24 protein-coding genes are annotated in these 22,647 nt (G+C 32.1%); 12 read left to right on the plus strand and 12 right to left on the minus strand.

The window, feature by feature from the left end; genetic code table 11:
* The first annotated feature begins 9 nt into the window (after positions 1 to 9).
* Complete coding sequence (locus D1866_RS06525) at positions 10 to 444, plus strand: hypothetical protein (protein ID WP_231136433.1); 435 nt, start codon at positions 10 to 12, stop codon at positions 442 to 444.
* 23 nt (positions 445 to 467) lie between these two features.
* Positions 468 to 1,649 (plus strand): amidase, encoded by a 1,182-nt coding sequence (locus D1866_RS06530; RefSeq protein ID WP_152941845.1) that lies wholly within the window; start codon positions 468 to 470, stop codon positions 1,647 to 1,649.
* On the opposite strand, the gene ppcA is transcribed toward D1866_RS06530, so the two are convergent.
* The gene (gene ppcA / locus D1866_RS06535; RefSeq protein ID WP_152941843.1) at positions 1,638 to 3,167 is read right to left on the minus strand and encodes a phosphoenolpyruvate carboxylase; all 1,530 of its coding nucleotides are present in this window, start codon (positions 3,165 to 3,167) and stop codon (positions 1,638 to 1,640) included. The two genes, D1866_RS06530 and ppcA, sit on opposite strands and share 12 nt — an antisense overlap.
* A 56-nt stretch (positions 3,168 to 3,223) precedes the next feature.
* Between ppcA and D1866_RS06540 the strand changes: the two genes are divergently transcribed.
* Positions 3,224 to 3,667, plus strand: a complete 444-nt coding sequence (locus D1866_RS06540) for a peroxiredoxin (RefSeq protein WP_152941841.1) — start codon at positions 3,224 to 3,226, stop codon at positions 3,665 to 3,667.
* Here D1866_RS06540 and D1866_RS06545 read toward each other — a convergent pair.
* Positions 3,664 to 5,166: an NAD(P)H-hydrate dehydratase gene (locus tag D1866_RS06545; protein ID WP_152941839.1), complete on the minus strand. Its 1,503-nt coding sequence runs from the start codon at positions 5,164 to 5,166 to the stop codon at positions 3,664 to 3,666. The two genes, D1866_RS06540 and D1866_RS06545, sit on opposite strands and share 4 nt — an antisense overlap.
* A 232-nt stretch (positions 5,167 to 5,398) precedes the next feature.
* On the opposite strand from D1866_RS06545, the gene D1866_RS06550 reads away from it, so the two are divergent.
* The 5 genes from D1866_RS06550 (at position 5,399) to nurA (ending at position 12,202) form a co-directional block, all read left to right on the plus strand.
* Positions 5,399 to 5,947: a rubrerythrin gene (locus tag D1866_RS06550; RefSeq protein WP_152941837.1), complete on the plus strand. Its 549-nt coding sequence runs from the start codon at positions 5,399 to 5,401 to the stop codon at positions 5,945 to 5,947.
* Positions 5,948 to 6,018: 71 nt separating this feature from the next.
* Positions 6,019 to 7,497: a DNA double-strand break repair helicase HerA gene (gene herA / locus D1866_RS06555; RefSeq protein WP_152941835.1), complete on the plus strand. Its 1,479-nt coding sequence runs from the start codon at positions 6,019 to 6,021 to the stop codon at positions 7,495 to 7,497.
* A gap of 7 nt (positions 7,498 to 7,504) precedes the next feature.
* Positions 7,505 to 8,635, plus strand: a complete 1,131-nt coding sequence (gene mre11 / locus D1866_RS06560) for a DNA double-strand break repair protein Mre11 (protein WP_152941833.1) — start codon at positions 7,505 to 7,507, stop codon at positions 8,633 to 8,635.
* Entirely contained in the window at positions 8,635 to 11,226 is a 2,592-nt protein-coding gene (gene rad50 / locus D1866_RS06565; RefSeq protein ID WP_152941831.1) for a DNA double-strand break repair ATPase Rad50, read from the plus strand. The genes mre11 and rad50 overlap by 1 nt, the downstream gene beginning before the upstream one ends.
* Positions 11,219 to 12,202 carry a DNA double-strand break repair nuclease NurA gene (gene nurA / locus D1866_RS06570; RefSeq protein WP_152941829.1) on the plus strand — a complete coding sequence of 328 codons (984 nt, stop codon included), beginning with the start codon at positions 11,219 to 11,221 and terminating at the stop codon, positions 12,200 to 12,202. Before rad50 ends, nurA begins: the two co-directional genes overlap by 8 nt.
* Here nurA and D1866_RS06575 read toward each other — a convergent pair.
* From D1866_RS06575 to D1866_RS06585, 3 genes are read right to left on the minus strand one after another with little or no spacing between them, the layout of a single operon-like run.
* On the minus strand, positions 12,186 to 12,992 hold the full coding sequence (locus tag D1866_RS06575; RefSeq protein ID WP_152941827.1) for a cation diffusion facilitator family transporter: 807 nt from the start codon (positions 12,990 to 12,992) through the stop codon (positions 12,186 to 12,188). The genes nurA and D1866_RS06575 overlap by 17 nt on opposite strands.
* Positions 12,993 to 13,040: 48 nt before the next feature.
* Positions 13,041 to 13,649 (minus strand): class I SAM-dependent methyltransferase, encoded by a 609-nt coding sequence (locus tag D1866_RS06580; protein ID WP_152941825.1) that lies wholly within the window; start codon positions 13,647 to 13,649, stop codon positions 13,041 to 13,043.
* Positions 13,650 to 13,651: 2 nt separating this feature from the next.
* Positions 13,652 to 14,110 carry a hypothetical protein gene (locus D1866_RS06585; protein WP_152941823.1) on the minus strand — a complete coding sequence of 153 codons (459 nt, stop codon included), beginning with the start codon at positions 14,108 to 14,110 and terminating at the stop codon, positions 13,652 to 13,654.
* 68 nt (positions 14,111 to 14,178) lie between these two features.
* Between D1866_RS06585 and D1866_RS06590 the strand changes: the two genes are divergently transcribed.
* Complete coding sequence (locus D1866_RS06590) at positions 14,179 to 14,985, plus strand: CBS domain-containing protein (RefSeq protein ID WP_152941821.1); 807 nt, start codon at positions 14,179 to 14,181, stop codon at positions 14,983 to 14,985.
* Here the strand turns inward: D1866_RS06590 and D1866_RS06595 are convergent.
* On the minus strand, positions 14,975 to 15,271 hold the full coding sequence (locus D1866_RS06595; protein WP_231136434.1) for an MTH1187 family thiamine-binding protein: 297 nt from the start codon (positions 15,269 to 15,271) through the stop codon (positions 14,975 to 14,977). The two genes, D1866_RS06590 and D1866_RS06595, sit on opposite strands and share 11 nt — an antisense overlap.
* A gap of 80 nt (positions 15,272 to 15,351) precedes the next feature.
* Here D1866_RS06595 and D1866_RS06600 point away from each other — a divergent pair, with 80 nt between their 5' ends.
* Positions 15,352 to 15,756, plus strand: coding sequence for a Fur family transcriptional regulator (locus D1866_RS06600; protein WP_152941817.1), 405 nt, complete (start codon positions 15,352 to 15,354; stop codon positions 15,754 to 15,756).
* On the opposite strand, the gene D1866_RS06605 is transcribed toward D1866_RS06600, so the two are convergent.
* The gene (locus tag D1866_RS06605; RefSeq protein WP_152941815.1) at positions 15,723 to 16,643 is read right to left on the minus strand and encodes a nucleoside hydrolase; all 921 of its coding nucleotides are present in this window, start codon (positions 16,641 to 16,643) and stop codon (positions 15,723 to 15,725) included. The genes D1866_RS06600 and D1866_RS06605 overlap by 34 nt on opposite strands.
* 126 nt (positions 16,644 to 16,769) lie before the next feature.
* On the opposite strand from D1866_RS06605, the gene D1866_RS06610 reads away from it, so the two are divergent.
* A complete protein-coding gene (locus D1866_RS06610; protein WP_152941813.1) occupies positions 16,770 to 18,518 on the plus strand; it encodes an archaea-specific SMC-related protein in 1,749 nt (582 codons plus the stop codon).
* Here D1866_RS06610 and D1866_RS06615 read toward each other — a convergent pair.
* From D1866_RS06615 to D1866_RS06625, 3 genes are read right to left on the minus strand one after another with little or no spacing between them, the layout of a single operon-like run.
* Positions 18,484 to 18,810 carry a hypothetical protein gene (locus D1866_RS06615; protein ID WP_013777088.1) on the minus strand — a complete coding sequence of 109 codons (327 nt, stop codon included), beginning with the start codon at positions 18,808 to 18,810 and terminating at the stop codon, positions 18,484 to 18,486. The two genes, D1866_RS06610 and D1866_RS06615, sit on opposite strands and share 35 nt — an antisense overlap.
* Positions 18,811 to 18,844: 34 nt before the next feature.
* On the minus strand, positions 18,845 to 19,339 hold the full coding sequence (locus tag D1866_RS06620) for a CBS domain-containing protein (RefSeq protein ID WP_152941811.1): 495 nt from the start codon (positions 19,337 to 19,339) through the stop codon (positions 18,845 to 18,847).
* Between the two features lie 36 nt (positions 19,340 to 19,375).
* Entirely contained in the window at positions 19,376 to 20,347 is a 972-nt protein-coding gene (locus D1866_RS06625; protein WP_155861100.1) for a metallophosphoesterase family protein, read from the minus strand.
* A gap of 80 nt (positions 20,348 to 20,427) precedes the next feature.
* Here D1866_RS06625 and D1866_RS06630 point away from each other — a divergent pair, with 80 nt between their 5' ends.
* On the plus strand, positions 20,428 to 21,060 hold the full coding sequence (locus D1866_RS06630; RefSeq protein WP_152941809.1) for a 2,3-diphosphoglycerate-dependent phosphoglycerate mutase: 633 nt from the start codon (positions 20,428 to 20,430) through the stop codon (positions 21,058 to 21,060).
* Here D1866_RS06630 and D1866_RS06635 read toward each other — a convergent pair.
* Together D1866_RS06635 and D1866_RS06640 are read right to left on the minus strand one after the other, a co-directional pair.
* Positions 21,016 to 21,729 (minus strand): D-aminoacyl-tRNA deacylase, encoded by a 714-nt coding sequence (locus tag D1866_RS06635; RefSeq protein WP_152941807.1) that lies wholly within the window; start codon positions 21,727 to 21,729, stop codon positions 21,016 to 21,018. The two genes, D1866_RS06630 and D1866_RS06635, sit on opposite strands and share 45 nt — an antisense overlap.
* Positions 21,726 to 22,619 (minus strand): FAD-dependent oxidoreductase, encoded by an 894-nt coding sequence (locus D1866_RS06640; protein ID WP_152941805.1) that lies wholly within the window; start codon positions 22,617 to 22,619, stop codon positions 21,726 to 21,728. The genes D1866_RS06635 and D1866_RS06640 overlap by 4 nt, the downstream gene beginning before the upstream one ends.
* Between the last annotated feature and the right edge of the window lie 28 nt (positions 22,620 to 22,647).

Here is a 22,647-nt window from a genome sequence, read left to right on the forward strand (position 1 = left end):
ATTTAATTCGTGAAACTAAAATTACCTCCTAGGATAAAGGTTTTGGAAGCTTTAGGTGCAATAGCTGATGGAAGAATTGCTAAGGTTGATGATCATTACATTGTTACTTCCTCAGAGGGAGATAGAAAATATATCGTAAAGGTTGAAGGAGAGAAGGTATTTAGTGATGATAATGGAACTAAGTTTAGGAATTATATAGGTTATCCTATCATTGCAGTTTTGATGCTTGAAGGTAAGTTACCTTTTGATAAAAGGATTTCTGAAGCACTAAAAGGAATAGATTGGAAAAAGCTTAATGAGACCTATAAGAATTATTCGATAGTCGAGCGTATAATAAAGGAAAAAGTGAGTAAAGAAAAAGGTATAAATGAGAGTGAAATTGATGGCATAATAGAGAGTGTTTTAAATGAGCTCAGAAGACATTCTTTCTACAAAGCTACCTGAACCACTTATTTACGTGAGTGAAGATGAAGTTAGAAGAATTAAATTCAAAATACAACGCATTTATAACAATAGCTGAAATAAAAGGAAGAGATAAGGGAAAGCTTAAAGGATTGACTTTTGGAATAAAAGATATTATATTAACTAAGGGAATTAAAACTACTGCAGGATCAAAAATCCTAAAAGAATACATACCTAATAGGAACGCATGGATTGTAGATAAAATCTTGGAAGAAGGAGGAACAATAGTAGGTAAAACAAATACTCACGAATTTGCGATAGGTGCAACAAATACTTCATCGATTGCTGGACCTGCTAGAAATCCCTATGATCCTGAAAGAATAAGCGGAGGATCTAGCGGAGGATCTGCAGTTGCTGTAGCATTAAAAATGGTTGATGTTGGAGTGGGTACGGATACTGGAGGATCTATAAGAATTCCTGCTTCACTTTGCGGAGTAATAGGATTTAAACCAACTACTGGAATTATACCTATAGACGGAGTTATTCCGTTCAGTTGGACTTTAGATACAATAGGATTTATAACGAGAGATATTCCTACTTTAAGAAGGGTTTTAGATGCTGTAATACCTCCTGTAAATAAACATGTATTGGTATCCAAGGTAAGAACAAGACCTAGGTTAGGAGTATTCTTATTTAAGGATGATCCTGCTTCAAATTCGCTAAAAAGTATATTGAATAAGCTTTCTTCGTACTTCGATTTAATTGATATTAGGTTAAATTTTCTGGAAGGATTCGGAAGCAATGTAAGGGGAACAATAGCCCTTGCAGAAGGTTCCTCATATCATAGGGATTGGATAGAATCAACTCCAGGGATGTATTTCCCAGATGTTAAGGAATTACTAATGCAAGGTTTGCAAATCAGAGCAATAGACTATATTGACGCATTAAGAGCAAGAAGAGTAATTTTCGAGGAATATGTTAGAGCTTTTGACAGCGTAGATGCGATAATTTCTCCTACTACAAAAATTCCCGCACCAAAGATTTCAGAGGTAGTAGGAAGAGAAAAAGAATATAGAAAACTTTTGGTATCTAATACAGAACTATTCAATCTTGTAAATGCACCTTCTATTTCATTACCAGTCAGTAAAGTAAACGACTTGCCTATAGGATTAATGGTAAGCGGTTTACCTTATGAAGACGGGGTAGTATTAGATATTGCGGAAAAAATTCTTGAATTAACCCAGTGACTTTCTTATTAATGCCATTTCTTTTATATACTCCTTCATTTCATCGTACTTCTTTTCCTTACAAGCAAGCAAGGCTAAAGAAGATAATAATACGTGTTTTTTAGACTCGTAATCATTCCCTCCAATTTTTATTCCAATACTCTCAGCAAACTTTATGTCCTCTTTTATTTTATTAATAACTTCGTCATCTATGTTCCATATTTCCTTTAAATATTCTAGAGCGTCAAGATTAACGTACTTCCCACTCTCATTAAGGTCATGATTAAACATTATATAATTCTCTTTTAAGAAATCCCATTCTTCCTCTGATAAATTTGAAAGCGATGATAATCCAATTATTTCTGGAGGAATACCTAGAGTGTACATTGCACCAACAAAGCTAATTGCTCTAGGTAATGTTACTTTTCCAGTACTTCTGGCATAGCCGAATAAGCTTATGTGCAACTTTCTAGCTCTCCTCCTTGGCAAATTAAGTGCGATGAAATTTATTGCTGGTGCAAGAGCTTCTATTATAGGCTGATAAGAAGATACGTAATTCTCAACAATTTTCTTCAATAAACCCTCTTCGTGTTCGCCAAATACTCTAGGCTCTTCTACTTTGTTCTCATTAATTTTCTGAACGGCCTCTTTGACTTCCTTCTCGTCATAGTCATATTTAAAAGCTGACTGGATTGTAAAAGTATAAACTCCTTTATATTCTTTTAATGCGTTCTCATAATTTTTAGGATTAAGATGACCTCTGAAAGGTAGAGATCCTACGCCTATTATCGGAAATATTTCTATTCCTAACTCATTTTTCATTTTATATAGGGTACTTAGCGCAAATTTTGCCAAAAGTACAGCAGTTAGCATCCCGTAATTCATTGCTGGATCCGATCTGGCTATGAAAACTCTCATGTAACTTGGCTTTATTACTTTATAATATCCACCTACTATTTCCCTTATTCTTAATAAAGAGTCCTTGTCCTCAATTAAAGGTATAACTTCTACTCTTTTTGGGTATATTTCGCCTACAAGATCCCTTACGTGAATTCCTTCAAATAATTCAATATCTTCTTCTCCAGCAACGGCTTTTTCATAATATTTTGCAACAGAAACTAGCTCTTGATAATCGGTAGTAAAAGGTAAAATTACCTCAAATACTGGAATTACTTTTTTGCCATAAAATTTCTCAGCTAGATCGTAAGCTACTGGAATACTTTCCATAGTTTCAGCGAAAACTTTTCTTTCTGCACCTTCGATTCTTGGATTTGGTAGTCTATAAGTTAAGAATACGTCTTGACCTATTATATTCTCTTTAAAATATTCAGCGTACGACGAAAGCAATTTTCTCACAACATGAGTATCAACGTCCTTCCCTTCAGCGTCCCACATTACTTCGTGAATTCCCAAATTCATATAAGAATAATAAGCTTCTATCACTTCATCGTCTCCTTCTATGACCTCACTTTTTGCCCATTCTGGAACTCTAGCATTATCTGGATGTTGAGTAGACATAGTTTTAGGAATCTTTCTCATTTGGAGGGTATTATCTAAGTTAAGGCTTTTAAATATTGCTTAGAAATTACTATACCATGCTAGACGTAGGCCAAGAGGCACCAGATTTTGAAGCGGAGTCTACTTTAGGTAAGATTAAATTGTCTGATTATAAAGGAAAGAAGAAGGTTATCCTTTACTTCTATCCTAAAGCTTTCACGGCAGGATGCACAAGAGAGCTACAAAGATTTGTACAGCTTTATGATGAAATAGTAAAATTAAATGCGGAAGTTATAGGAGTTAGCGCTGATAGTCTTTCTTCTGCTAAAAAATTTGCTGAAAAATATGGAGCAAAATTCCCTCTTATAGGAGATAAAGAAAAGAAAATCATAAATTCTTATGGAGTCTTAAATGAAAAAGGAACTAGTGCTCAAAGAGTTACTTTTGTTATTGACGAGAATGGTAAAATAACTCACGTTTTTAAGAATCTTAAAAAAGCTGAAGAACACGCTGATAAAGCTTTAGAAGCAATAAAAAGTTAAAGGACTCTAATATATGGTTTTTTCTTAAAAGCCTCTAACGGATTATTTATTACTTCAGGAATTTCATTTACTAAATCACTAGGAGTTATGTGATTTCCGTACTTAGCATAAGCTAATGAACCTGCTAGTCCATTTATAAATGCCCCTATGGAAGCGGCGTCAAAGGGAGATAAGCCTTGAGCCATTAATGTGGCAACAATTCCAGTAAGAGTATCACCAGTACCTCCTACGGTCATCCCTGGATTGCCGGTCTTATTTAATCTAAATCTTTCGCCGTCGGAGATTATATCAAAGTAACCTTTTAATAATACTACACAATTAGCCCTCTTTGCACTATCAATTACTTGAGAAATTCTCTCTCTAGGATTATCCTTTACGTCGTAACCGAAGAATATTTTGAATTCTCCTGCATGAGGAGTTATTACTGCAAATGGATAAAGAGTAAACCCTTTTATGGATTTTAATGCGTCAGCATCAATAACTGCAGGTTTATTTATTTCCTTTAAGTAAGTAACGATTTCCTTTGAAGCTTCAATGGTTTCCTCTGCTAAGCCCATCCCCGGGCCTATAACTATAGCATTAGACTTTTCTATCCATGGTTTTAACTCATCTAAATTACCAGGGTTAATATTTTCTCCATTCAACTTTATCGCTATTAAATCTGGAGAATATGAGGCTATTGTATATGCAGTTTGCCCAGGAGAGGCTATGTAAACTAAGTCAGCTCCTGTCCTTAATGCTGCTAATCCTGCTAGGGCCGGTGCACCGCTAAAAGTTTTGCTACCACCTATTATTAATACCCTACCACCTGCACCTTTCCTACTTTTCATTTCTCTCTTCTTTATATTAACCATAAGATCTCCAGGCCCTACATATATTTCAGCCTCTGGAGGAATTCCTATATTTTCAACTTTTGTCTCAAAATTAAACTTTGATAAGCCTGTCTTCATATCGTGAAATGTAACTACTAAATCAGGAACTACGTAATCACCAGGCGTTTCGCCGGTATCGCTATCGACTCCTGAAGGCACATCTATCGAAACCTTAAAGCCTTTACTCTGGTTAAAGACTTTAATTGCAGTTCTAAACGGCTCTCTAGGCTTTCCTGAAAATCCGGTACCCAATAGCGCGTCTATTAGGATATCTCCTTCTACCGGTTTAAGTTCTTCTGGATCTTTTATTGTAATTATATTAATTGAATAATCCATTTCTTGAACTGCAGCTAAATTAAGTAATGCATCTTTATGCTTATTTTCTCCCAGTAGAATTACAGTTACTTTAGCTCCTTCAGCAGCTAAATGTCTTGCTGCAACTAGACCGTCACCGCCTTTACCCCCATGACCAACAAAAACGTAAACAGTTTTGCCTTTAACATTACCTAGTTTTCTTATAATTTCATCCTTTACGCTTCTGCCAGCGTTTTCCATTAATAATAAAGTAGGAACGCCTAATGCTTCTGAGTTTATCTCTAATGCCCTCATCCTTTTAGTTGTTATCATGAATGTAAAATTCACTTCCGAGAAAATTAACTTTCAGTTTCGGGTTACTTCTTCACTACTCAGCATTGAAGTCAATCATCATTATCATTTAAATACTTTATTTCATACTAATTAATATTACCTCTTTCTTTCAAGCTAGTTGCAAGTATGTAATATTATGTTAGCTGTATTATTTAGGCATTTTAATTAAAGTTTATAACCTTCTTCTTTTATAATATTTCAGTGATCCTAAATGGCTCTTGGAAAGGAGACCGAAATGGGATTAAAGGAACTATTTAAGGCAAACGCAGAAGACTACTTAACTCTAACATTCTTGGCAGATAAATTAGAGGCATTAGGAAGAAAAGAAGAAGCTAAATTACTAAGAGAAAAAGCAAGAGTGGAGTATGGACATGCTATGGGCATATTTGAAAAACTATTACAGAATGCAGACGTAACAAAACTTCTTGGAGAATTTGTAAAGGAAGAAGATCAGGAACATGTAGCAGAATACGATAACGTTGCAATGAAAGCAAAAGAAGAAGGACATCTAGATGTAGAAAAGATGTTATGCTCGTATGCTGAACAAGAGAAAGATATAGCTGAGAGTACAGCAAAGGTATTAGCAATGCTAAGCGACTTCGCAAGAGAAGAAGATATGGAGCATGTTTCAGAGTACAATGATGTTGCAATGAAAGCAAAAGAAGAAGGACATGCAGACATAGAAGCAATGCTCTGCGCATATGCAGAACAAGAGAAGCAAATAGCAGAAACGGCTAAGAAAGTTGCAAAAGCCTTATAAGCTTTTTATTTTTTGTATTACCTTTTTCTCCTTCGTATAGTTTATATATGTAACTATCGTATTTTTATGTAATGATTATAGGTTACGTTATTGGTGATGCGACACCTCAACAAGCTACTATTCTTGCAGTTAAGCCCGTTAGGTTAGGTCTTTACGTAACAATGGAATATGATAACGAAAAAGTTCTGGGTTTGATTACAAACGTTACAAGAGGAAGCCCAATGATAGATGGAAATACCATAGATGTAGGAATTGTAGAGAGGTTAAATAGATTTGATGGCAAGATCCCTCATTATATTAAAGCTACTGTTAAACTCCTTTACAACTTGAATTCAAATTCTCAGCCAGATTTGCCTCCTATCGCAGGTACACCGGTAAGTTTAGCAGAAGAAGAGGATTTAAGGAAGATCTTTTCAGAAGGAGATATTACCTTAGGCAGATTAATTGGAACAAATGTTCCGGTAAATATAAGGGTCGGGGCGTTAGCTAGACACCTAGCAATACTTGCTGCTACAGGGAGTGGTAAGTCCAACACCGTGGCCGTTCTTTCTCAAAGAATAGCAGATATTAAAGGATCTGTGTTAATATTTGATTATCACGGAGAGTATTACAGAAGCGATATACATCCTTTACATAATATAGAGCCAAAATTAAATCCTTTATACTTAAATCCTAGAGAATTTGCAACATTGTTAGAAATTAGAGGCAATGCTCCTATACAGTATAGGATTATAAGGAGAGCGTTCACGGAATACCAAAAATCTGTCCAAGAGAAAATTAAATCTGGAGATATTGACTTTGAGAAATTAAATCAAACGTTTATAAAAGACTTGGAAGATTTGATAGATTCACAAGAAGGTAAAGGGGCAAAAAAGGACTCAGTAGACGAAGTTAAGAATAAGCTAGAAGAATTTGCTGATAAATATTCTGGAATTATTGACCTAACTTCTAAAGATATAATTTCCAATCTAAAAACGCATAGTGTTAACGTTGTTGATATAAGTCCTTTGGACGAAGATGCAATGGATGCAATAGTATCTCATTATTTGAGAAGAATACTCGACGCAAGGAAAGAATATAGAAGAAAAGGAACTGGTTTAAGATTCCCAGTAATTATAGTAATAGAGGAAGCACACGTATTTTTATCTAAAAATGATGATACATTGACTAAATTCTGGGCATCTAGAATTGCAAGAGAGGGTAGGAAATTCGGCGTTGGATTAATAATAGTTAGCCAGAGACCTAAAGGTTTGGATGAGAATATCTTAAGTCAAATGACAAATAAGATTATTTTAAAAATAGTAGAGCCTTCAGATAAGAAATACGTACTAGAAGCTAGCGATAACTTGAGTGAAGATCTTGTGGAGCAACTTTCTTCATTAGGAGTAGGAGAAGCATTGATAATAGGAAATCTTGTCAAGATTCCAGCATTCGTTAAAATTGATTTATTCAATGGAACGTTAGGCGGAACAGATCCAGATATGAGGAGGGAATGGGAAAAAGCCGAGGAAGAAGATAAATTGCATGAAAGTTTGGCAGACTTCGGGTGAATATATAATGCAAATTCTTCATATTTCTGATACTCATCTAGGTGCAAGAAAGTATAATCTTGACTCCAGAGAAGAGGACATATATGAAACATTTACGCAACTTATTGATTATGCAATTAAAGAGCATGTAGATGCAATAATTCACACCGGAGATCTCTTTGATACTTATCATCCCCCAATGTCGGCTATGAAGGTTGCAATAGATAATTTGAAGAGAATACAAGGAAAAATACCATTTATTAGCATTGCTGGCGATCATGACACTCCTAAGAGGAGAGGAGCAATTTATCCCCAAAGAATTTTAGCAGAATCACTAAACTTACTAGTTTTCCTAACTGGTGATGAGAAAGGCTATGAAATAAATAAAGATAATATAAGATTGAAAATTTACGGGATAAAACACATACCTACAGTAGCCAGAGAAACTTTACTTAAAAAGCTATCATCAATAAAACCTGAAGGAGATAGAAATATCTTAATGCTCCATCAAGGTCTAAGAAGTAAATTGCCTTATGAAGGAGCTTGGCAATTAGAAGAAGGAGAATTACCTAAAGGATTTAATTATTATGCGTTTGGGCACTTTCATTCTAGATTTATAGAAAATCTTGGAGATGGAAAGTTAGGCATAGCAGGTTCTCCAGAGATAATTAGAGATGACGAAATAGAAGCATGGGAGAAAGATGGAAAAGGAGGTTATTTGATAGATTTGTCAAAGAAAGAGGTTGAAATTCAGAAAATAAATACTGATATTAGACCGCAAAAAATTGTTACTATAAATACAAAAAATTTGGATAATGAAATTAACAATTTAATAAAGATTTTTTCAAAATGTAAAAAGAAGCCTATACTACATATTATACTAGAAGGAGAAGCCGTGAGTAAAAGCTTGTTATTCAAAAAGCTTTCAATATTAGAAAATGTAACGGAATTTTATAGAATAGCTAAAGATAATACAACTTACGGAGAAGAAAAAAATGTAGAATTGCCCAAAGATAGTACCATTTCTCAAATTATAATGACTTATCTTAAAAATTTTGGCTATACTGAAGAAGAATCTAAACTTATTTTAGAAATAATTAATAATTATGATTCAGACGATATTTATACTATCATTAAAAAATTTGCAGGTGTAGAATAATGAAAATTGAAAAAATATTTTTACAAAATTTTTTAAGCCATGAAAGTTCTGAAATTAACTTTAAAGGAAGTATAAATGCCATAGTTGGGCAAAATGGAGCTGGCAAAACATCAATAATAGATGGCATTGTATTTTCATTGTTTTCAGAAAGCTCTAGAGGAAATATAAAAAATTTAGTTAAAAAAGGTAAATCAACAGGGATAGTTCAAACCGAAATTAGAGACGGTAATAATTTATACTTAATAAAAAGAGATATAGTAAATAGTTCTAACGATTTTATTGCAAAAAATAATATAGGCATTGCAAGAGGTAGAAAGGAAGTAGATAGAAAAATCCAAGAGATATTAAAATTAGATAAGGATATTTTACTTTCTACAGTAATTATAAGGCAAGGAGAAATAGAAAATATATTTAAGGAACTGCCTGATGTTCTTAAAAAGATATTAAAAATAGAGAACTTAGAGAAATTAACTTCTTCCACAGGACCACTATACTCTGTTCTGAAAGAAATTGAGAGCGAACTAAAATACTTAGAAAATAGAAAAATTGAATACGAAAATAAGAAATTAGAAAAAGAAAAATTAGAAAAAGAAATTGAAGAGAGCAAGAAAAAATTAGAAGACCTTAAGATCAAAAAAATTGAGAAAGAAAAAGAGATAAAAGATAATTCAGCAAAATTTGATGAACTAAAAAGAAAAAGAGATAGATATTTGGAATTAACTGGTAGACTTTATTCTTTAATTGAAAGAAAAAAATCTGTAGAAAAAGATGTTGATAACTATGATAAAATAAAAAGTGAAAAAGAAAAATTAGAAAAAGAAATTGAAGAAAATAGCTATCTTGAAGGAGGAGAAAGCTTACTTAGCGAATTACATGAGTTAAGAAAATCTGAAAAGAGCTTAAAGGATCAATTAAATACCTTGGAAAAAGAAATTGAAGAGTACGAGCAGAACTTAGCTAAAAAGAATAGCTTAGAAGATGACGCAAAAAGATATGAGGAATTAAAAGAGAGAAAGGAAAAAATAGAAGAGGCTTATAACGAGTATAATTCCTTGAAATCCCTACTAAATGATAAATTAAAGAGAAATGAAAAAATAGAAAACGAAATAAAGTCGCTTGGAAGTATTCCTTCTTTGGATAATGTAAATAAAGAAATAGATAACATTGAAAGAGAAATAGATAATCTGCAAAACTCAAAAGGTGCTATTAAAGGAAGGAAGGAACAATTAATTCAAATTATAAAGAATTTGGAAAATATTAAAGAGAATAGATGTCCGGTTTGTGGCAGAGAGCTTACAGAAGAGCATAGGAAAAAAATTAAGATTGAAGCCGAGACAGAAGTAAAGGATATAGAGAAAAAACTTTCAGATATAGAGAAAAAAGTTGAAGAATTAAGAACTAGAAAGGATGAACTTAGTAATTTAAGATTAGAGATAATATCTAAGCTTACAAAATTAAGGAAACTTAACGAAGACCTCACTAGAATTTCACAAGAAGTACAAGATATTCAAACTAAACTTAAAGAACTAGAGAAATCTTACAAAGAATATAGCGAAATTAGAGAAAAGCTAACATTACTAGAGCCTAAGTATAAGGAGTACCTAAAGGTAAGTAATTATGATGAGAAAACACTAGAGGAGAAAAAGAATAGACTAAGCTCAATAAAAGCCGAACTTGATGACTTACAAAAAAGGATTAAAGGATTATTAGAAAAAATTGGAGATGAAAGAGAATTTGAAGGCAAACTGAAGCTGTATAAGGAAAACAAAAATAAATTGGAGAAACTAAAGGAAGAATTTATAAAAATTGAGAGCGAGAAGAATGAATTGGAAAAAATTAGTAAGGAAATTACTGAGCTTGAAGAAGAAATTCGCCAATTGAACTTCAATGAAGAAGAATTCGAAAATCTAAATAAGAAATTGGAAGACTTGAATAATGAGAGGATAGCAGTAGAAAAGGAAATATCTACTATCGAAGGCAAAATAAATGCAAGCAGCGATCTGTTAATAAATCTAAATTCTGAGCTTGATAAGATTATGGAAGACTTGAATAAAATTCCAAAATTACAAAATGCAATAAATAGGGTGGAAAAACTAAGGAAGATACTTAGCGGTAGTGGATTGCAAAACTATATAATCTCAATATTCAAATCCAGGATAGAAAATAATCTTAATGATATATTAAGTATGTTCAACTTATCATTCTCTAGAGTTACTATTAATTTTGAAATCGGAGGAAAAACGCAGAAAGGTAAAGTTGTAATTAAAGCGTATAACACTGCTGGAAATGATTTGGATATAGAATCTTTAAGCGGAGGAGAGAGAATCTCTATTGCATTAGCTTTAAGGATAGCAATAGCTAAATCCTTAATGGATGAGATAGGTTTCATGATAATGGATGAACCTACAATTCACTTAGATGAGGAAAGGAAGAAGGAATTATTAAATGTTATAAAGTACTCAATGAATATAATTCCTCAAATAATTATAGTTACTCACGATGATGAAATTAAGGAGATCTCAGATTATATTATATCAGTGACTAAAAAAGGAGATAAAAGTATAGTAAAACAAGGTGAGTATATTGATTGAGAGAGCTTATGAAGAGTTTGCTAACAATTATCCTAAAATCTTGGAAAAGATAAGGTTTTACAGTAATTCGATAAACGATTCTGTTAAAGATAAACTAAAGAAAATATGGATAGATTATGAGCCTACTGCAGTTAATAAGAGTTTTATTGCTATAGATGGTGGAGAATTTGTAAAAGAATTAAGAGTTGGCACTGTATTCCTTACCAATGCTGAGGCGGTATATGGTGAAGGAGTAAATGTTAGTGCAATAGATAATGAAATAAAGATGGGAGTTTTTAGGCCTGGAAACCTTGCTAAAGAAAGAATCTCTGAAATAATGAGTATTTTAGAACTTTCTTTAGCATTAAGGAACGGTAATAAAGCTGAATACATACTAATGGACGGAAGTTTAAAGAAAAAACTTAATAATGGGAAAGACGTCGAAGGAGAAGAGAAGGAATTAGATGAAATAATAAACGACGAAAATGAGGAAGAGTCTTTAAAGAATTTAATATTAAAATCTCAAATACTTATTTCTAGATTGATACAAAATTATGATGGCAAAATTCTGTGGATTTCCAAAAATAGTAAGGGGAGAGAATTATTTGGAGAAAATATATCAGATATAACAGTGATTGAAAGTTTAACTGAAAACCCAGGCTTTACTTTACCCTTTGTTCATACAATCGATGAGAAAATTTTAGCTAAAAATAAGGAAGTAAAAAATCTTGAAGGCGTTGAAATTAGTTCGTTCTATATTAGGTTAGAAAAAGGCCAGAGAGTTCTTAAAGTTGATTTGACAGGAAGAATAGACGATGAAGGAATTAAAAAGATAATGGATAGTTTATACTCTGTTTCAATAAAGGGATACCCGTATCCTTTATTAAAAGTTCACTACGATGTTAAAGTTAACAAGGAAGATAGGCAGAGAATTCTTAGTATTCTTGGGCTTAATCATATGAGAGGAAATAGTTGGTGGCCTAATCAGTTCTTTTAGACTCAAATTGAACTGTAACGTGATTAATTCCATATTTTTCTGAAAGTATTTTTTCTGCTACTTCCCTTTTATCATCAAGCTCTTTTAATGTGACATTAGGATCTTCTTCTATATGGAGAGTTGCCACTTTATAATGATCACAAATTATCCAAACATGAATATGATGTACTTTAGGAAATATAGGCTTTAAATCGTCTTCAATACGCTTTGTATCAATTGGAGATTTTTCCATAATAATATCTAAATACGTACTAAAATACCTAAAGTTGTAAATAACCATAGTCCCTAAAATTATAAATGAGAATATTGGATCAAGCTCATAATATCCAGTTAATATAATAAGAAATCCCGCTAATGCGCCTAAAACATAAGAAAGAACATCAGATATTATATGAACATTAATACTTTCTTTTACCCTATTTTCTTTCTCTTCATGCTCATGAGAAAAGGAAAGTATTAAAGCAGAAATTAATGAAGCAAAAATTACGTAAAATGGATTATCTTTAATCCCCATCATGAGATATATTACTGAAAATATCACACCTATGATAGAACCAAGAATTATTATACTAACATTAAGTAAAGATGAAATAACTTCTAGTCTATGTAAACCATAAGTATAATAAGAATTTACCTTATTTACCAATTTTAAGAAATAAAATGAAAGAGAAACTATTAAAGCGTCAAGGAAAACGTGAATTGCTTCTGAGATAAGTACCACACTTTTAGCTAATATCGAGGTTATAACCAGAAATACGAAGACTCCCCAGAAGCCTATTATCGATCTCATTAAGATAAAACTATTTCTGCATTTATTTATACCTTTCTAAGGGATTCCCTAACTTTTTGGTTTAGCTTTTACGCATATATAAGAACCTTCTAGGCCTTCTTCTGGATCCTCTACTTTAGGTTCATCAAAAGGAGAATACCTTAACGTAGATATTGTATCCTTTATTTCAAAATACTGCTGTATTAAGGAAATAAGCTCTTTTTTAGAAATAAAATGAGCTTTGGAGTAATATTTGTGACCTTTCTTGCCTAATTCAGTATAATATTGACCCCAACTAGAATCTTCAGGAACAATGCATACAGCGAACTCTTTTTTGGTAACTCTTTGTACTTCCTGTAACAATTTCTCAACATCGCTTATGAAACAGATAGTAACTGAAATAAAAGTGCATTCAACCGACTTATTTCTTAAAGGTAAATATAGCGCGTCAGCTTGTATTTTATCTTCGGTAGGATTTGTTAACCTTAGCATTGCATCGGAAATATCTAATGAGATTATTCTACCACTTATTGCTTCATGAAACACTGAAGGACCTGCACCAATATCTAAGCAATTTGAAAGATTAAGCCTCTTTACAGCTCTTAATTCGCTTTCATAAATCATTTTGTTTCTTTTATACCACTGTAAATATCCTTGTGGATCGTTAAAGATTTCCATAATTAAGAATACTCTGAAAGCTTAATAAGTTCCGTTGTTATCTTTATTTTTTCATTTATATCGTCCAAAAGATATATCAACTCCTCTCTTCTTCTTTTAAGAGATACGGAAGAATATACAAAGTTATTTACTCTAGACTCTATAAACTGTAATTCCTTTTCAACGCTCTCTTTGAGCTTTGCGTAATATGCATAGATATCAAAGAGACTTGACTTGATACTTTCTTCTTCTTCCTTAAGAGAGAAATATGGACAAATATAGCATAAAACTGGATGAGGAGTTATACCCTCTTGAGATAGCCATGAACTTACAACACTTTCCTCAAATTTTATTCTGCAAATTTTCCCGTTAAAATATGAGCATATATTCCTCTTTCTTATACCTTCACTTTCTATGTCTTTAAAATTTTTAATTCTTTTTGAAAGGGCTGCATCAATAATTAGCTCTCTAAAATTTTCCATAAGTTAATATAGTATGCTAAACTTATTAATCTCAATGATTTTTTAAGACGAAAATAGAATCTTAGTATATGGGAATTATTAGATCCTCAATAATTCTTAGGCCTTATGATACATTACTCTACGCAACTAAAATAATGATAATGGAATATGTTCCCAAGGCAATAGTTACAGACGAGAAAGGTTTTCCCTTAGGTGCATTAACTCAGAAAGATATTATAAAATTTGTGTACGAAAAAGGAGAAGAAATAAGTTTTGATAAGGTTTATGTTTCGGAAGTGATGAGAAAAGATATAGTATGTGTTAATGAGAGTATAGACCCACTTGAAGCTGCAGAAATAATGATAGATAAAAAACAGCCGCTTTTGGTAGTATGTAGCGACGACGGAAAAGCTTTAGGTATGATAATTAAATCGGATCTTACTCAATACTACGCTTCACAGATAAGGGGATTGCAAAAAACTGAAGAATACATGACTTCTCCTGCAATAACTATTTCAAAATCAGATTCATTAATAAATGCCGTTAAAACTTTAGTCGAAAAAGACGTTAGCAGATTAATTGTAGTAGATGAAGACAAAATAGAAGGCCAATTAACTACTACAGATCTACTTTACATGGCACCTGCCATAAAATACAAGGAATGCAAAATTAACGTTAGTGAAGTTATGAGCCCAAACATCATTGTCGTTGATGCGGGAGAAGATTTAGCAAGTGCCGCAAAATTAATGGCTTCTAGAAAAATTAAAGGAATACCTGTAGTAAAAGGAGATAAATTAGCGGGAGTAATAACTACAACCGACGTTACAAAGGCGTTATTAGATGATAGAGTTAGGAAATATTTATATGAAATAAAAATGTATACTTCTACATTTTGATTGCTTCTAGCTTATGTTCAATGGAGTTTTCTTTATCTCTTCTATCATCTATTTTCATAATTGTGACGATTCTTTTTACCCCTTCTTTAGCTAGAGTATCATCAATATCCTTAATTATATAGCCTAATTGCGTTATGTCATCTATTTCCAAAGTAGTCATTGAAGGAGCTGGATAGAATTTTATTCCCTTAGCCTTAAGTACTTCATAAACTAGTTTTACGTACCTTGATATACTTGTACTATTTGTACCTATGGGTTCTACACTTATATCTACAAGATATTTCATACTATTCATTTAGATTTTATATCTTAAAAATGTTGAAGATGGATAAATTTTAATTACTCCAAAATGATAGTAGTTTCATCATGGAAATAGATCCAGTTGAGATACTAAGAAAGAAGGGATTGAAAGTAACTCCCCAGAGACTTGCAGTACTTAAATTACTAAGTAGAGGTGGTCATTATAGCGGTGAACAAATATTTGAAGAATTAAAGAAAAACGAACCAAGCATAAGCTTATCTACAGTCTATAACGCTCTAGAGGCATTAGAAAGTGCAGGAATTATAAATTCCTTTGAGGCAAACGGAATAACTTGGTACGAAATGAGAAGAAATCCTCATGTAAATGTAATATGCGAAGATAAAAATGAGATAATAGACGTTGATATAAACATAGACGATATAATTCAGCAGCTTAAAAATAAAGGCATTAATGTAATTAACTTAAGTGTAGTAGCTTATGCTGACTGTTCTAAAATTGAAAATAAGTAATTGATAAACTTCTGTTTATCTGCTTTCAAAACTATTTTAGCATTTTTGCTTTTAGAGAAATTATACCAATCCACTAGCATTGCGCCTCTAGAAATAGAACACGTTTCCACGTCTACCTTAAATTCTCCTTGTTGTAATATTAAAGAATTATCATATGCTATAGTTGCTGTAAGGGAATCTGTATGAATGCTCCCTCTACCTTCGTATTTTTTGGAATATTCTCTTAATGTTCTATTAACATTAATAAAAAATGTAGAAGCTTTTGAGTTAATTGATTCTATTTTCTTCCATTCATCGTCAGTAATTTCTGCAGCATCCTCTGTGGTTTCCCAAGGAACTATAGTTATATCAAATCCCGCATTAAGTACAATTTCTGCAGCCTCTGGATCTACCCAAAAATTAAACTCTGCTATTGGAGTGGTATTACCACGACTAAATGCCCCACCCATTATCCAAACCTTTTTTATTCTTTTTACAATGGTTGGATCTTTTAAGTAAGCTAAGGCTAAGTTAGTTAAGGGTGATACTGCAAGTATTTCTAGTTCACCTTCATATTCTTTAGACAATCTAATTATAGCATCTATTGCGTGTTCTTTCTCTGGAGATATTTTAGGTTCTTCAATCTTCCAATCTCCTATACCATTATTTCCATGAACTTCCTCTACTGTTCTCCATTTTCCCATAATAGGCCTTGACGAACCGATAAAAACTGGAACATCTAAATTAAAATATTCCACAGTAAATAGCGCGTTTTTAATCTCGTTTTCAAATTTAACATTACCTGCGACTATTGTTATTCCAAGTAATTTGAAAAATTTAGAGGCAAGTAATATAGCTATTGTATCATCGCTTGCTGTATCTGAATCTATTATTGCATATCTAGGCATAATAGAATTGTATAAGCATAATATAAAAAGCTTAGGAAGCTAAATATGATATTTATTAATTTCATGAAAAAAATCATTTCTATATTAGTGAAAAGATTTTTTAATGCTAAATTAAATTATACCTAGATGAAGGTAAGAGTATATAATATCGGTGGTATTGTAAGTCCTTTAGAAGTAGAATTAACAAAAGGAGTTAATATATATAAAGCTCCAAACGCCTACGGTAAGACATCGCTAGCAAAAGCTTTAGTTTCACTATTAACTTCAGCAATTAAACCAGACGATTTGCTTAATGTATTTGCAAATTCTGGATATGTAGAACTCGATCTGGATGGAAGAACTTACTATAGAAGAATTAAAAGAGTTAAGAATAAAATAATGGAGAGTTCTAAATTATTACTAGACGACGATAGAGCTCTTCTACTATCGTACTTCTCTCCAGAGAATAAGCTATTAAATCAAATAATGAGCGGAGAGGAAAACGTAGAATGGTTTATCTCTGCCACTTCTAAAATTAATGAACTAAAATCAAAAAAGGAAGAAATGGAAACTAAATTACATAACTTACAAGCTGAGATTGACGATCTAAATAGAAAGCATAAGGAAGCAATAGAATTACAAACAAAGATAAAACAAATTGAAGATGAAATAGCTAGACTAGAAAAAGAGAAGGAAAGTGATAAGGTATTAAACAAAACTACTCAGACAATTAGTATCACTAATGAGAATAAACTTCGTGATATAAAGGAAAAGATCGAAGTTAAAAAGAGAGAGCTCGAAGATTTACAAAACAGAATAGCAAGATTGGATCAAGAAATAAAGAACAAAGAGAGCTTAGCATCTCCTGAAATCAGACAATCTTATGAGAGACAGCTTCAAGAAATAAATGCACAGTTACAGAAAATTACAGCCCAAAGAAACGAGGCAGAAATAGAAATAAGATTACTTGAAAAAGTTTTAGATCAGATAAGAGAATCAGAAAAACAGCATCTAACTACATGTTATGTATGTGGAAGTCATGTAGATCCTTCAATATGGAAAGTTAGAATTGATGTGATTTCTAAAGAATTACAAGAAAAGAATTCTCTATACGCTGGAATAAAGAAGGAAGCTGATGAACTATTAAGTAAGAAATCTGAGATTGAGAAAAAACTGAAAGAATTAGATCAAATAAGCTCAGAAATTTCAAAGCTAAAGATGTCGAGATCAGAACTTGAGAATAGAATAGAAAGCGTAAAGTCAACTATAGATGACTTAGAAAGACAAAGAAGAGAAATGGAGGAAAGATTCAACAGAAATGCAGAAATATATAGAGTTTATGACATTAATGATTCTATAAATAAGAGAATAGAGGAGTTGAAGAAAAAGAAAGACGAATACGAATACGAATTAGCAATAAATGGAATTCCGTCAACAATACTAAATAAAATCAGTGAGAAACAGAAAGAATTGCAGGAAGTACAAAAAATGGTAGATGACCTAGAAAAAGAATATATGAGAAGATTGACTATAGCAAGAGAAGAGTTCGTTAAAATAGCAAATTACCTGCTTAAAGAGTTAGAATTTGACTTGAGAGCAGAGATTGACGAGAATGATAGGCTAGTAGTTAAAAGAAATGACGCTACATTAGAGCTAAGAAAGTTATCATCCTCAGAAAGGACTACATTAGCTTTAATTTTAGTATTAACTGCGCTGAAATCCTACTTTAAGACGCCATTCTTCATAGTAGACGAATCATTCATGACGTTCGATCAAAGAAGATTCGATAAAATAGTAAAATACCTTAACAGTATAACAGACTACGTAATAATAACAAAGAGCGATGAAAATATAGAATTACTTAAGGAGACCATGGAACCTCTAGCCTCTTCATAAGAATTTTATTTAAGTCCGTCTTTATTGCGTCTTCTACTTGAGGTGGAACATTAGTAATTGGTGTAAACCATCCTACTGAAGTTGTCATGCCTAATTCTTCTGCCTTAGATTTTAACCATAAGGCTACTGCTAGGCCAGCTAATGTTGGCTTAAATATTACTATCGAAGGTCCTATTGATGAACTAGAAATTTTTATTGCATGCTTAGAAATTGTTTTCCATCTAGTTTTTGTAATTATTCTTACTAATTCTTTTGCCCTGTCTTTTTCACCTACTGCATAAAATATTATCATACATAGAAAACAGCTAAAACCTACTTAAAAATTTTTAGCCGGATCCAGTCCCACAACCACAATATCCATACTCATCAATTTCCATACCACATACTGGACAAATAACTCCAGTTCCTTTGACTTCTTCAGCAGGTTTACCAAACTGCATTGTGTGCACGTCTAATAAAGCTCTAGCTAAGTCACGTATAGAAACTATTCCATATAGTTTTCCATTGCTTTTAATTATTGGTAAATGCCTAAATCCGTTATTCAGCATTATATCTAATGCATCAGTAACTTCGGTATCTTCAGTTACCCCTTTTACATCTTTAGTCATGTACTTTTCTACTGGACTATCAATATCTCTATTAGAAGCTGCCTTAACTATATCTCTCTCTGTTATAATTCCAACTACTCTATTTTGAGAATCTATAACTACTAATGAACCTAAATTATGCTCTTTCATTTCCTTTGCGGCTTCTGCTATTGTGACGTTAGGCTTAACTACATAAACTTTTGTAGTAGCTATTTGAGAAACTTTTGTTGCCATAAATAAATTAGAAAAGATTTAAGACTAAAAACTTTCTTATCCTATTATAAATTGGTAAGCCTTTACTTTTCCTCCTTCTAAAACAACTAAGGCTGCATGCAATAAACCTTCACCATATTCACTTCCTGGATTTATAACTATAGTTCTACCTATTTTATCAAAACCTCTAGACTCATGAATGTGGCCATGAAGACCTAATAAAGGTTGAGTTTCTTCAATTATTTTTCTTACAGCTTGAGACCCAACATGAGTAAATACTATTTCTCCTCCCTTAACTACAGGTTTAAGATTTTCATCAAGTAATGGAGCGTTATCTAAATTACTACCATATGGAGGGGCATGGAAATTAAATATAGCCTCAGAGGGGTTAGATAGCTTTTCTACCTCATGTTTTAAAGCTTCGTATAGTTTCTCTTCTGGCATTTCCCTAGGCGTATGCCAAGGAGTAGGATTAACATAACCATAAGAAATCATTTCATATTTATCTATATTAACTACTTTCCCCTCAGTTTTTATCATTATGTCGCTTTCATCTAACACGTTAAACAAGTATTCTGGATCATCATTACCTAAATTAACGTAAATTGGAATATTAAGACCTTTATATCTCTCTTCAGCAATTTTTATCCAATTTCTTACAACCTCAGTCATAGCATTTTTAAAAGCCTCGTCTACCTTTCTTTTATCATGTTTCATATCTTCGAATTCCTCTTTACTGACAATGACATAATAATTTCCTTGATTTCTAATCTCTGATATTTTCTGGGCTAATATATCTTTTGAAAATTTATTTCCGTCTATCTCATAATTTCCATCATTGAGTTCAATTATAGGTATTAAGGCTTTACCGGCTAGATCTCCCCCTATTATTAAAGCGTCAACTTTATACATTTTACCTGCATTAAGAAACTTCTTGAAAACTACGTCAGAGCCATGAAGATCAGAAGTAAATAAGATTCTCACTTGCTTGCTATCGTTGTTATTTTTCTTCCTATTAAATAGCCCCACGCTTTAACTTAAAGTAATATAATATTTAAAAGTTGTTAAACCGATAAACAAAAAAGTCAGACAGCAAATAGTTCATAGAAATGGTATTAGTATTATTCGTTAGACATGGGCACAGTGTCTCTAATCAGAACAAAATTTTATCACATGATATTAACAATTATCCTTTGACAGAAGAAGGGCAAACTCAAGCTAAAAATACTGCCAAAGAATTGTCAAAACTTAAAATAACTAAGATTTTCACTAGTCCTATACTTAGAGCATATCAAACTGCTACAATAATAGCAAATGAATTAGGTCTGATACCGATTATAGACGATAGATTACGAGAAAGATATCTCGGCGATCTAAATAATAAAAAATTTGATCCCTCTGATCATTGGAAAATAAAATTAATAAAAGGACAAATAGAAGTTAAAGGACTAGAACCTTGGGAATCAATGCAAAGGAGAATGATAGAATTTGTTAATTCTATCAAGAATGAGGAAGGTGCAATAGTTGCTGTTTCTCATTATGACCCTATAAGAGCACTTATAGGCCATATTTTAGGCTTAGATGATATTTCCGCCTTCGGAATTTCCTTACCAAACGCTAGTATAACTGCTATAGAAATAATTGACGGAAAGTTTAGAATACATTCTATAGGATCTCCTATACTTGCACAGGAGTTGTTAAAGAGACTTAACAGATATATTATTACTATTAATCAAAGATAGTATTTTTTCTCTAGTTTTCTGGTTTAAGCTATCGAATAATATAGTATCAATTTTGTTAATTGTTTTTTCTAATGCTTGTTGAATAATGTTCGAATTTAATTCTGATATATAATGTTTAGATATAATATGTGATATACATGATTTCATTGCAAGCTTTGAAACATTATGCGCATAATGAGGGCCACCAAAAGCTAAAATAACATTATCACAAGTAGTTTCTTCTAGTCTCTCAATCCCCCTTAAAACCGCATCAACTAAATTTTTGACTAATTTTTCGTTATTCCAATATTCCTCACTGCTACCCACTTCAGCGAAAATCACTGGAATAGTTTGATAAGTAGGGCCATGATGAGTGGCTTCAAATACTTTATCTATATTGATATCAATCTTTGATATTTCGCGATATATTGAAGTTATAAGTCTTGGAAATGCTATCCCTAATTTATTTGCTTCTCCACCCATTGTCTTATTACCTATATTACCTGGATGATGAACAGTCAATGAAGGAATTTTTGCGGAGCTCTCGTGCCTGCATATTACTACTATTGCATCACCAGAATTATATTTAAAATCTATTACATCTTCGCTTATTTCCTCAAATTTATATCCTAATTTTTTAACAGTTTTTCCTACTGCGTCAACGTTAGAAATTAGTACTTTAATGTTCATTCTTTTAACATCTCCTTTACTTTTTCTGCTAAGTATGGAGCTATTGCGTATCCAAACCTATATCCTCCAACAATTATAAGATTTTCAAAAGGTTTAATTGCGACTGGGTCACTATTTTCACTTACACTTCTAAATCCTACTCTAATTTCAAGGTTATTTTTGTTTATCAATTCACTAAAAGTTGAAATCGTTTTCTTAACTTCTTCAAAATCTATATCCATAGAGCTATCCTGCTTAGAATCTCCATTTAAATACATCTTTTTACCTTGGACTGCTATTCTATCGCCTATAACTACTATTCCATTTAACTTCTTATATGGTTCGGCTATTATTAAATGCCCTTTAAAAGGAATTAGTTTAACATAATTACCTATAAGATCTGAAAGAAGATAGCTTGCAGTAATAATGTAATTTTCTCCTTTTAATACTCCCGCAGAAGTTTCTATGCTTTCTACATAATTATCTTTTGCATTAATTTTAGTAACTTTAGCATGAAGGAAAGGAAACTCCATTCCAACCTTCTGTAATAATTCGTCTCCGTCTATAAAAAGTGAATTATCAAAATATTCAGCGTATTCTAAATCTATTGAAGGTTCTATCTCTTTTATTTCCTTTTTATCAATCATTTTACCTCCTCCTAAAGGCTTCTCGGATTTTCTTAGCAAAAATGTTTTCCTGAAATATATTCCATACTCGTTACCTATTTTCACATAATCATCTTCTCCTTTTAGGCATTCGTTGAAATATTTTCCGCATAATGGAGGAATTACTGACCATAAACTAGCGTTGGAATTTCTTAAGTTTTCCTTTTCGTCAATTATCATTGCATCTGAAATCTTGACAGCAGTAAATAGTCCAGTTATTCCTCCTCCAATAATGATATTGACCATAACTTTAGATTTAGTTCTTCCAATATAA

This window comes from Acidianus ambivalens, from assembly GCF_009729015.1.
GTDB lineage: Archaea > Thermoproteota > Thermoprotei_A > Sulfolobales > Sulfolobaceae > Acidianus > Acidianus ambivalens.

What these genes read in the sequence shown, in the direction of transcription:
- D1866_RS06530 (WP_152941845.1), top strand. Translation starts at nt 468, where the DNA reads ATGAAGTTAGAAGAATTAAATTCAAAATACAACGCATTTATAACAATA.
- ppcA (WP_152941843.1), bottom strand. Translation starts at nt 3,167, where the DNA reads ATGAGAAAGATTCCTAAAACTATGTCTACTCAACATCCAGATAATGCT.
- D1866_RS06540 (WP_152941841.1), top strand. Translation starts at nt 3,224, where the DNA reads ATGCTAGACGTAGGCCAAGAGGCACCAGATTTTGAAGCGGAGTCTACT.
- D1866_RS06545 (WP_152941839.1), bottom strand. Translation starts at nt 5,166, where the DNA reads ATGATAACAACTAAAAGGATGAGGGCATTAGAGATAAACTCAGAAGCA.
- D1866_RS06550 (WP_152941837.1), top strand. Translation starts at nt 5,399, where the DNA reads ATGGCTCTTGGAAAGGAGACCGAAATGGGATTAAAGGAACTATTTAAG.
- herA (WP_152941835.1), top strand. Translation starts at nt 6,019, where the DNA reads ATGATTATAGGTTACGTTATTGGTGATGCGACACCTCAACAAGCTACT.
- mre11 (WP_152941833.1), top strand. Translation starts at nt 7,505, where the DNA reads ATGCAAATTCTTCATATTTCTGATACTCATCTAGGTGCAAGAAAGTAT.
- rad50 (WP_152941831.1), top strand. Translation starts at nt 8,635, where the DNA reads ATGAAAATTGAAAAAATATTTTTACAAAATTTTTTAAGCCATGAAAGT.
- D1866_RS06575 (WP_152941827.1), bottom strand. Translation starts at nt 12,992, where the DNA reads ATGAGATCGATAATAGGCTTCTGGGGAGTCTTCGTATTTCTGGTTATA.
- D1866_RS06580 (WP_152941825.1), bottom strand. Translation starts at nt 13,649, where the DNA reads ATGGAAATCTTTAACGATCCACAAGGATATTTACAGTGGTATAAAAGA.
- D1866_RS06585 (WP_152941823.1), bottom strand. Translation starts at nt 14,110, where the DNA reads ATGGAAAATTTTAGAGAGCTAATTATTGATGCAGCCCTTTCAAAAAGA.
- D1866_RS06590 (WP_152941821.1), top strand. Translation starts at nt 14,179, where the DNA reads ATGGGAATTATTAGATCCTCAATAATTCTTAGGCCTTATGATACATTA.
- D1866_RS06595 (WP_231136434.1), bottom strand. Translation starts at nt 15,271, where the DNA reads ATGAAATATCTTGTAGATATAAGTGTAGAACCCATAGGTACAAATAGT.
- D1866_RS06600 (WP_152941817.1), top strand. Translation starts at nt 15,352, where the DNA reads ATGGAAATAGATCCAGTTGAGATACTAAGAAAGAAGGGATTGAAAGTA.
- D1866_RS06605 (WP_152941815.1), bottom strand. Translation starts at nt 16,643, where the DNA reads ATGCCTAGATATGCAATAATAGATTCAGATACAGCAAGCGATGATACA.
- D1866_RS06610 (WP_152941813.1), top strand. Translation starts at nt 16,770, where the DNA reads ATGAAGGTAAGAGTATATAATATCGGTGGTATTGTAAGTCCTTTAGAA.
- D1866_RS06615 (WP_013777088.1), bottom strand. Translation starts at nt 18,810, where the DNA reads ATGATAATATTTTATGCAGTAGGTGAAAAAGACAGGGCAAAAGAATTA.
- D1866_RS06620 (WP_152941811.1), bottom strand. Translation starts at nt 19,339, where the DNA reads ATGGCAACAAAAGTTTCTCAAATAGCTACTACAAAAGTTTATGTAGTT.
- D1866_RS06630 (WP_152941809.1), top strand. Translation starts at nt 20,428, where the DNA reads ATGGTATTAGTATTATTCGTTAGACATGGGCACAGTGTCTCTAATCAG.
- D1866_RS06635 (WP_152941807.1), bottom strand. Translation starts at nt 21,729, where the DNA reads ATGAACATTAAAGTACTAATTTCTAACGTTGACGCAGTAGGAAAAACT.
- D1866_RS06640 (WP_152941805.1), bottom strand. Translation starts at nt 22,619, where the DNA reads ATGGTCAATATCATTATTGGAGGAGGAATAACTGGACTATTTACTGCT.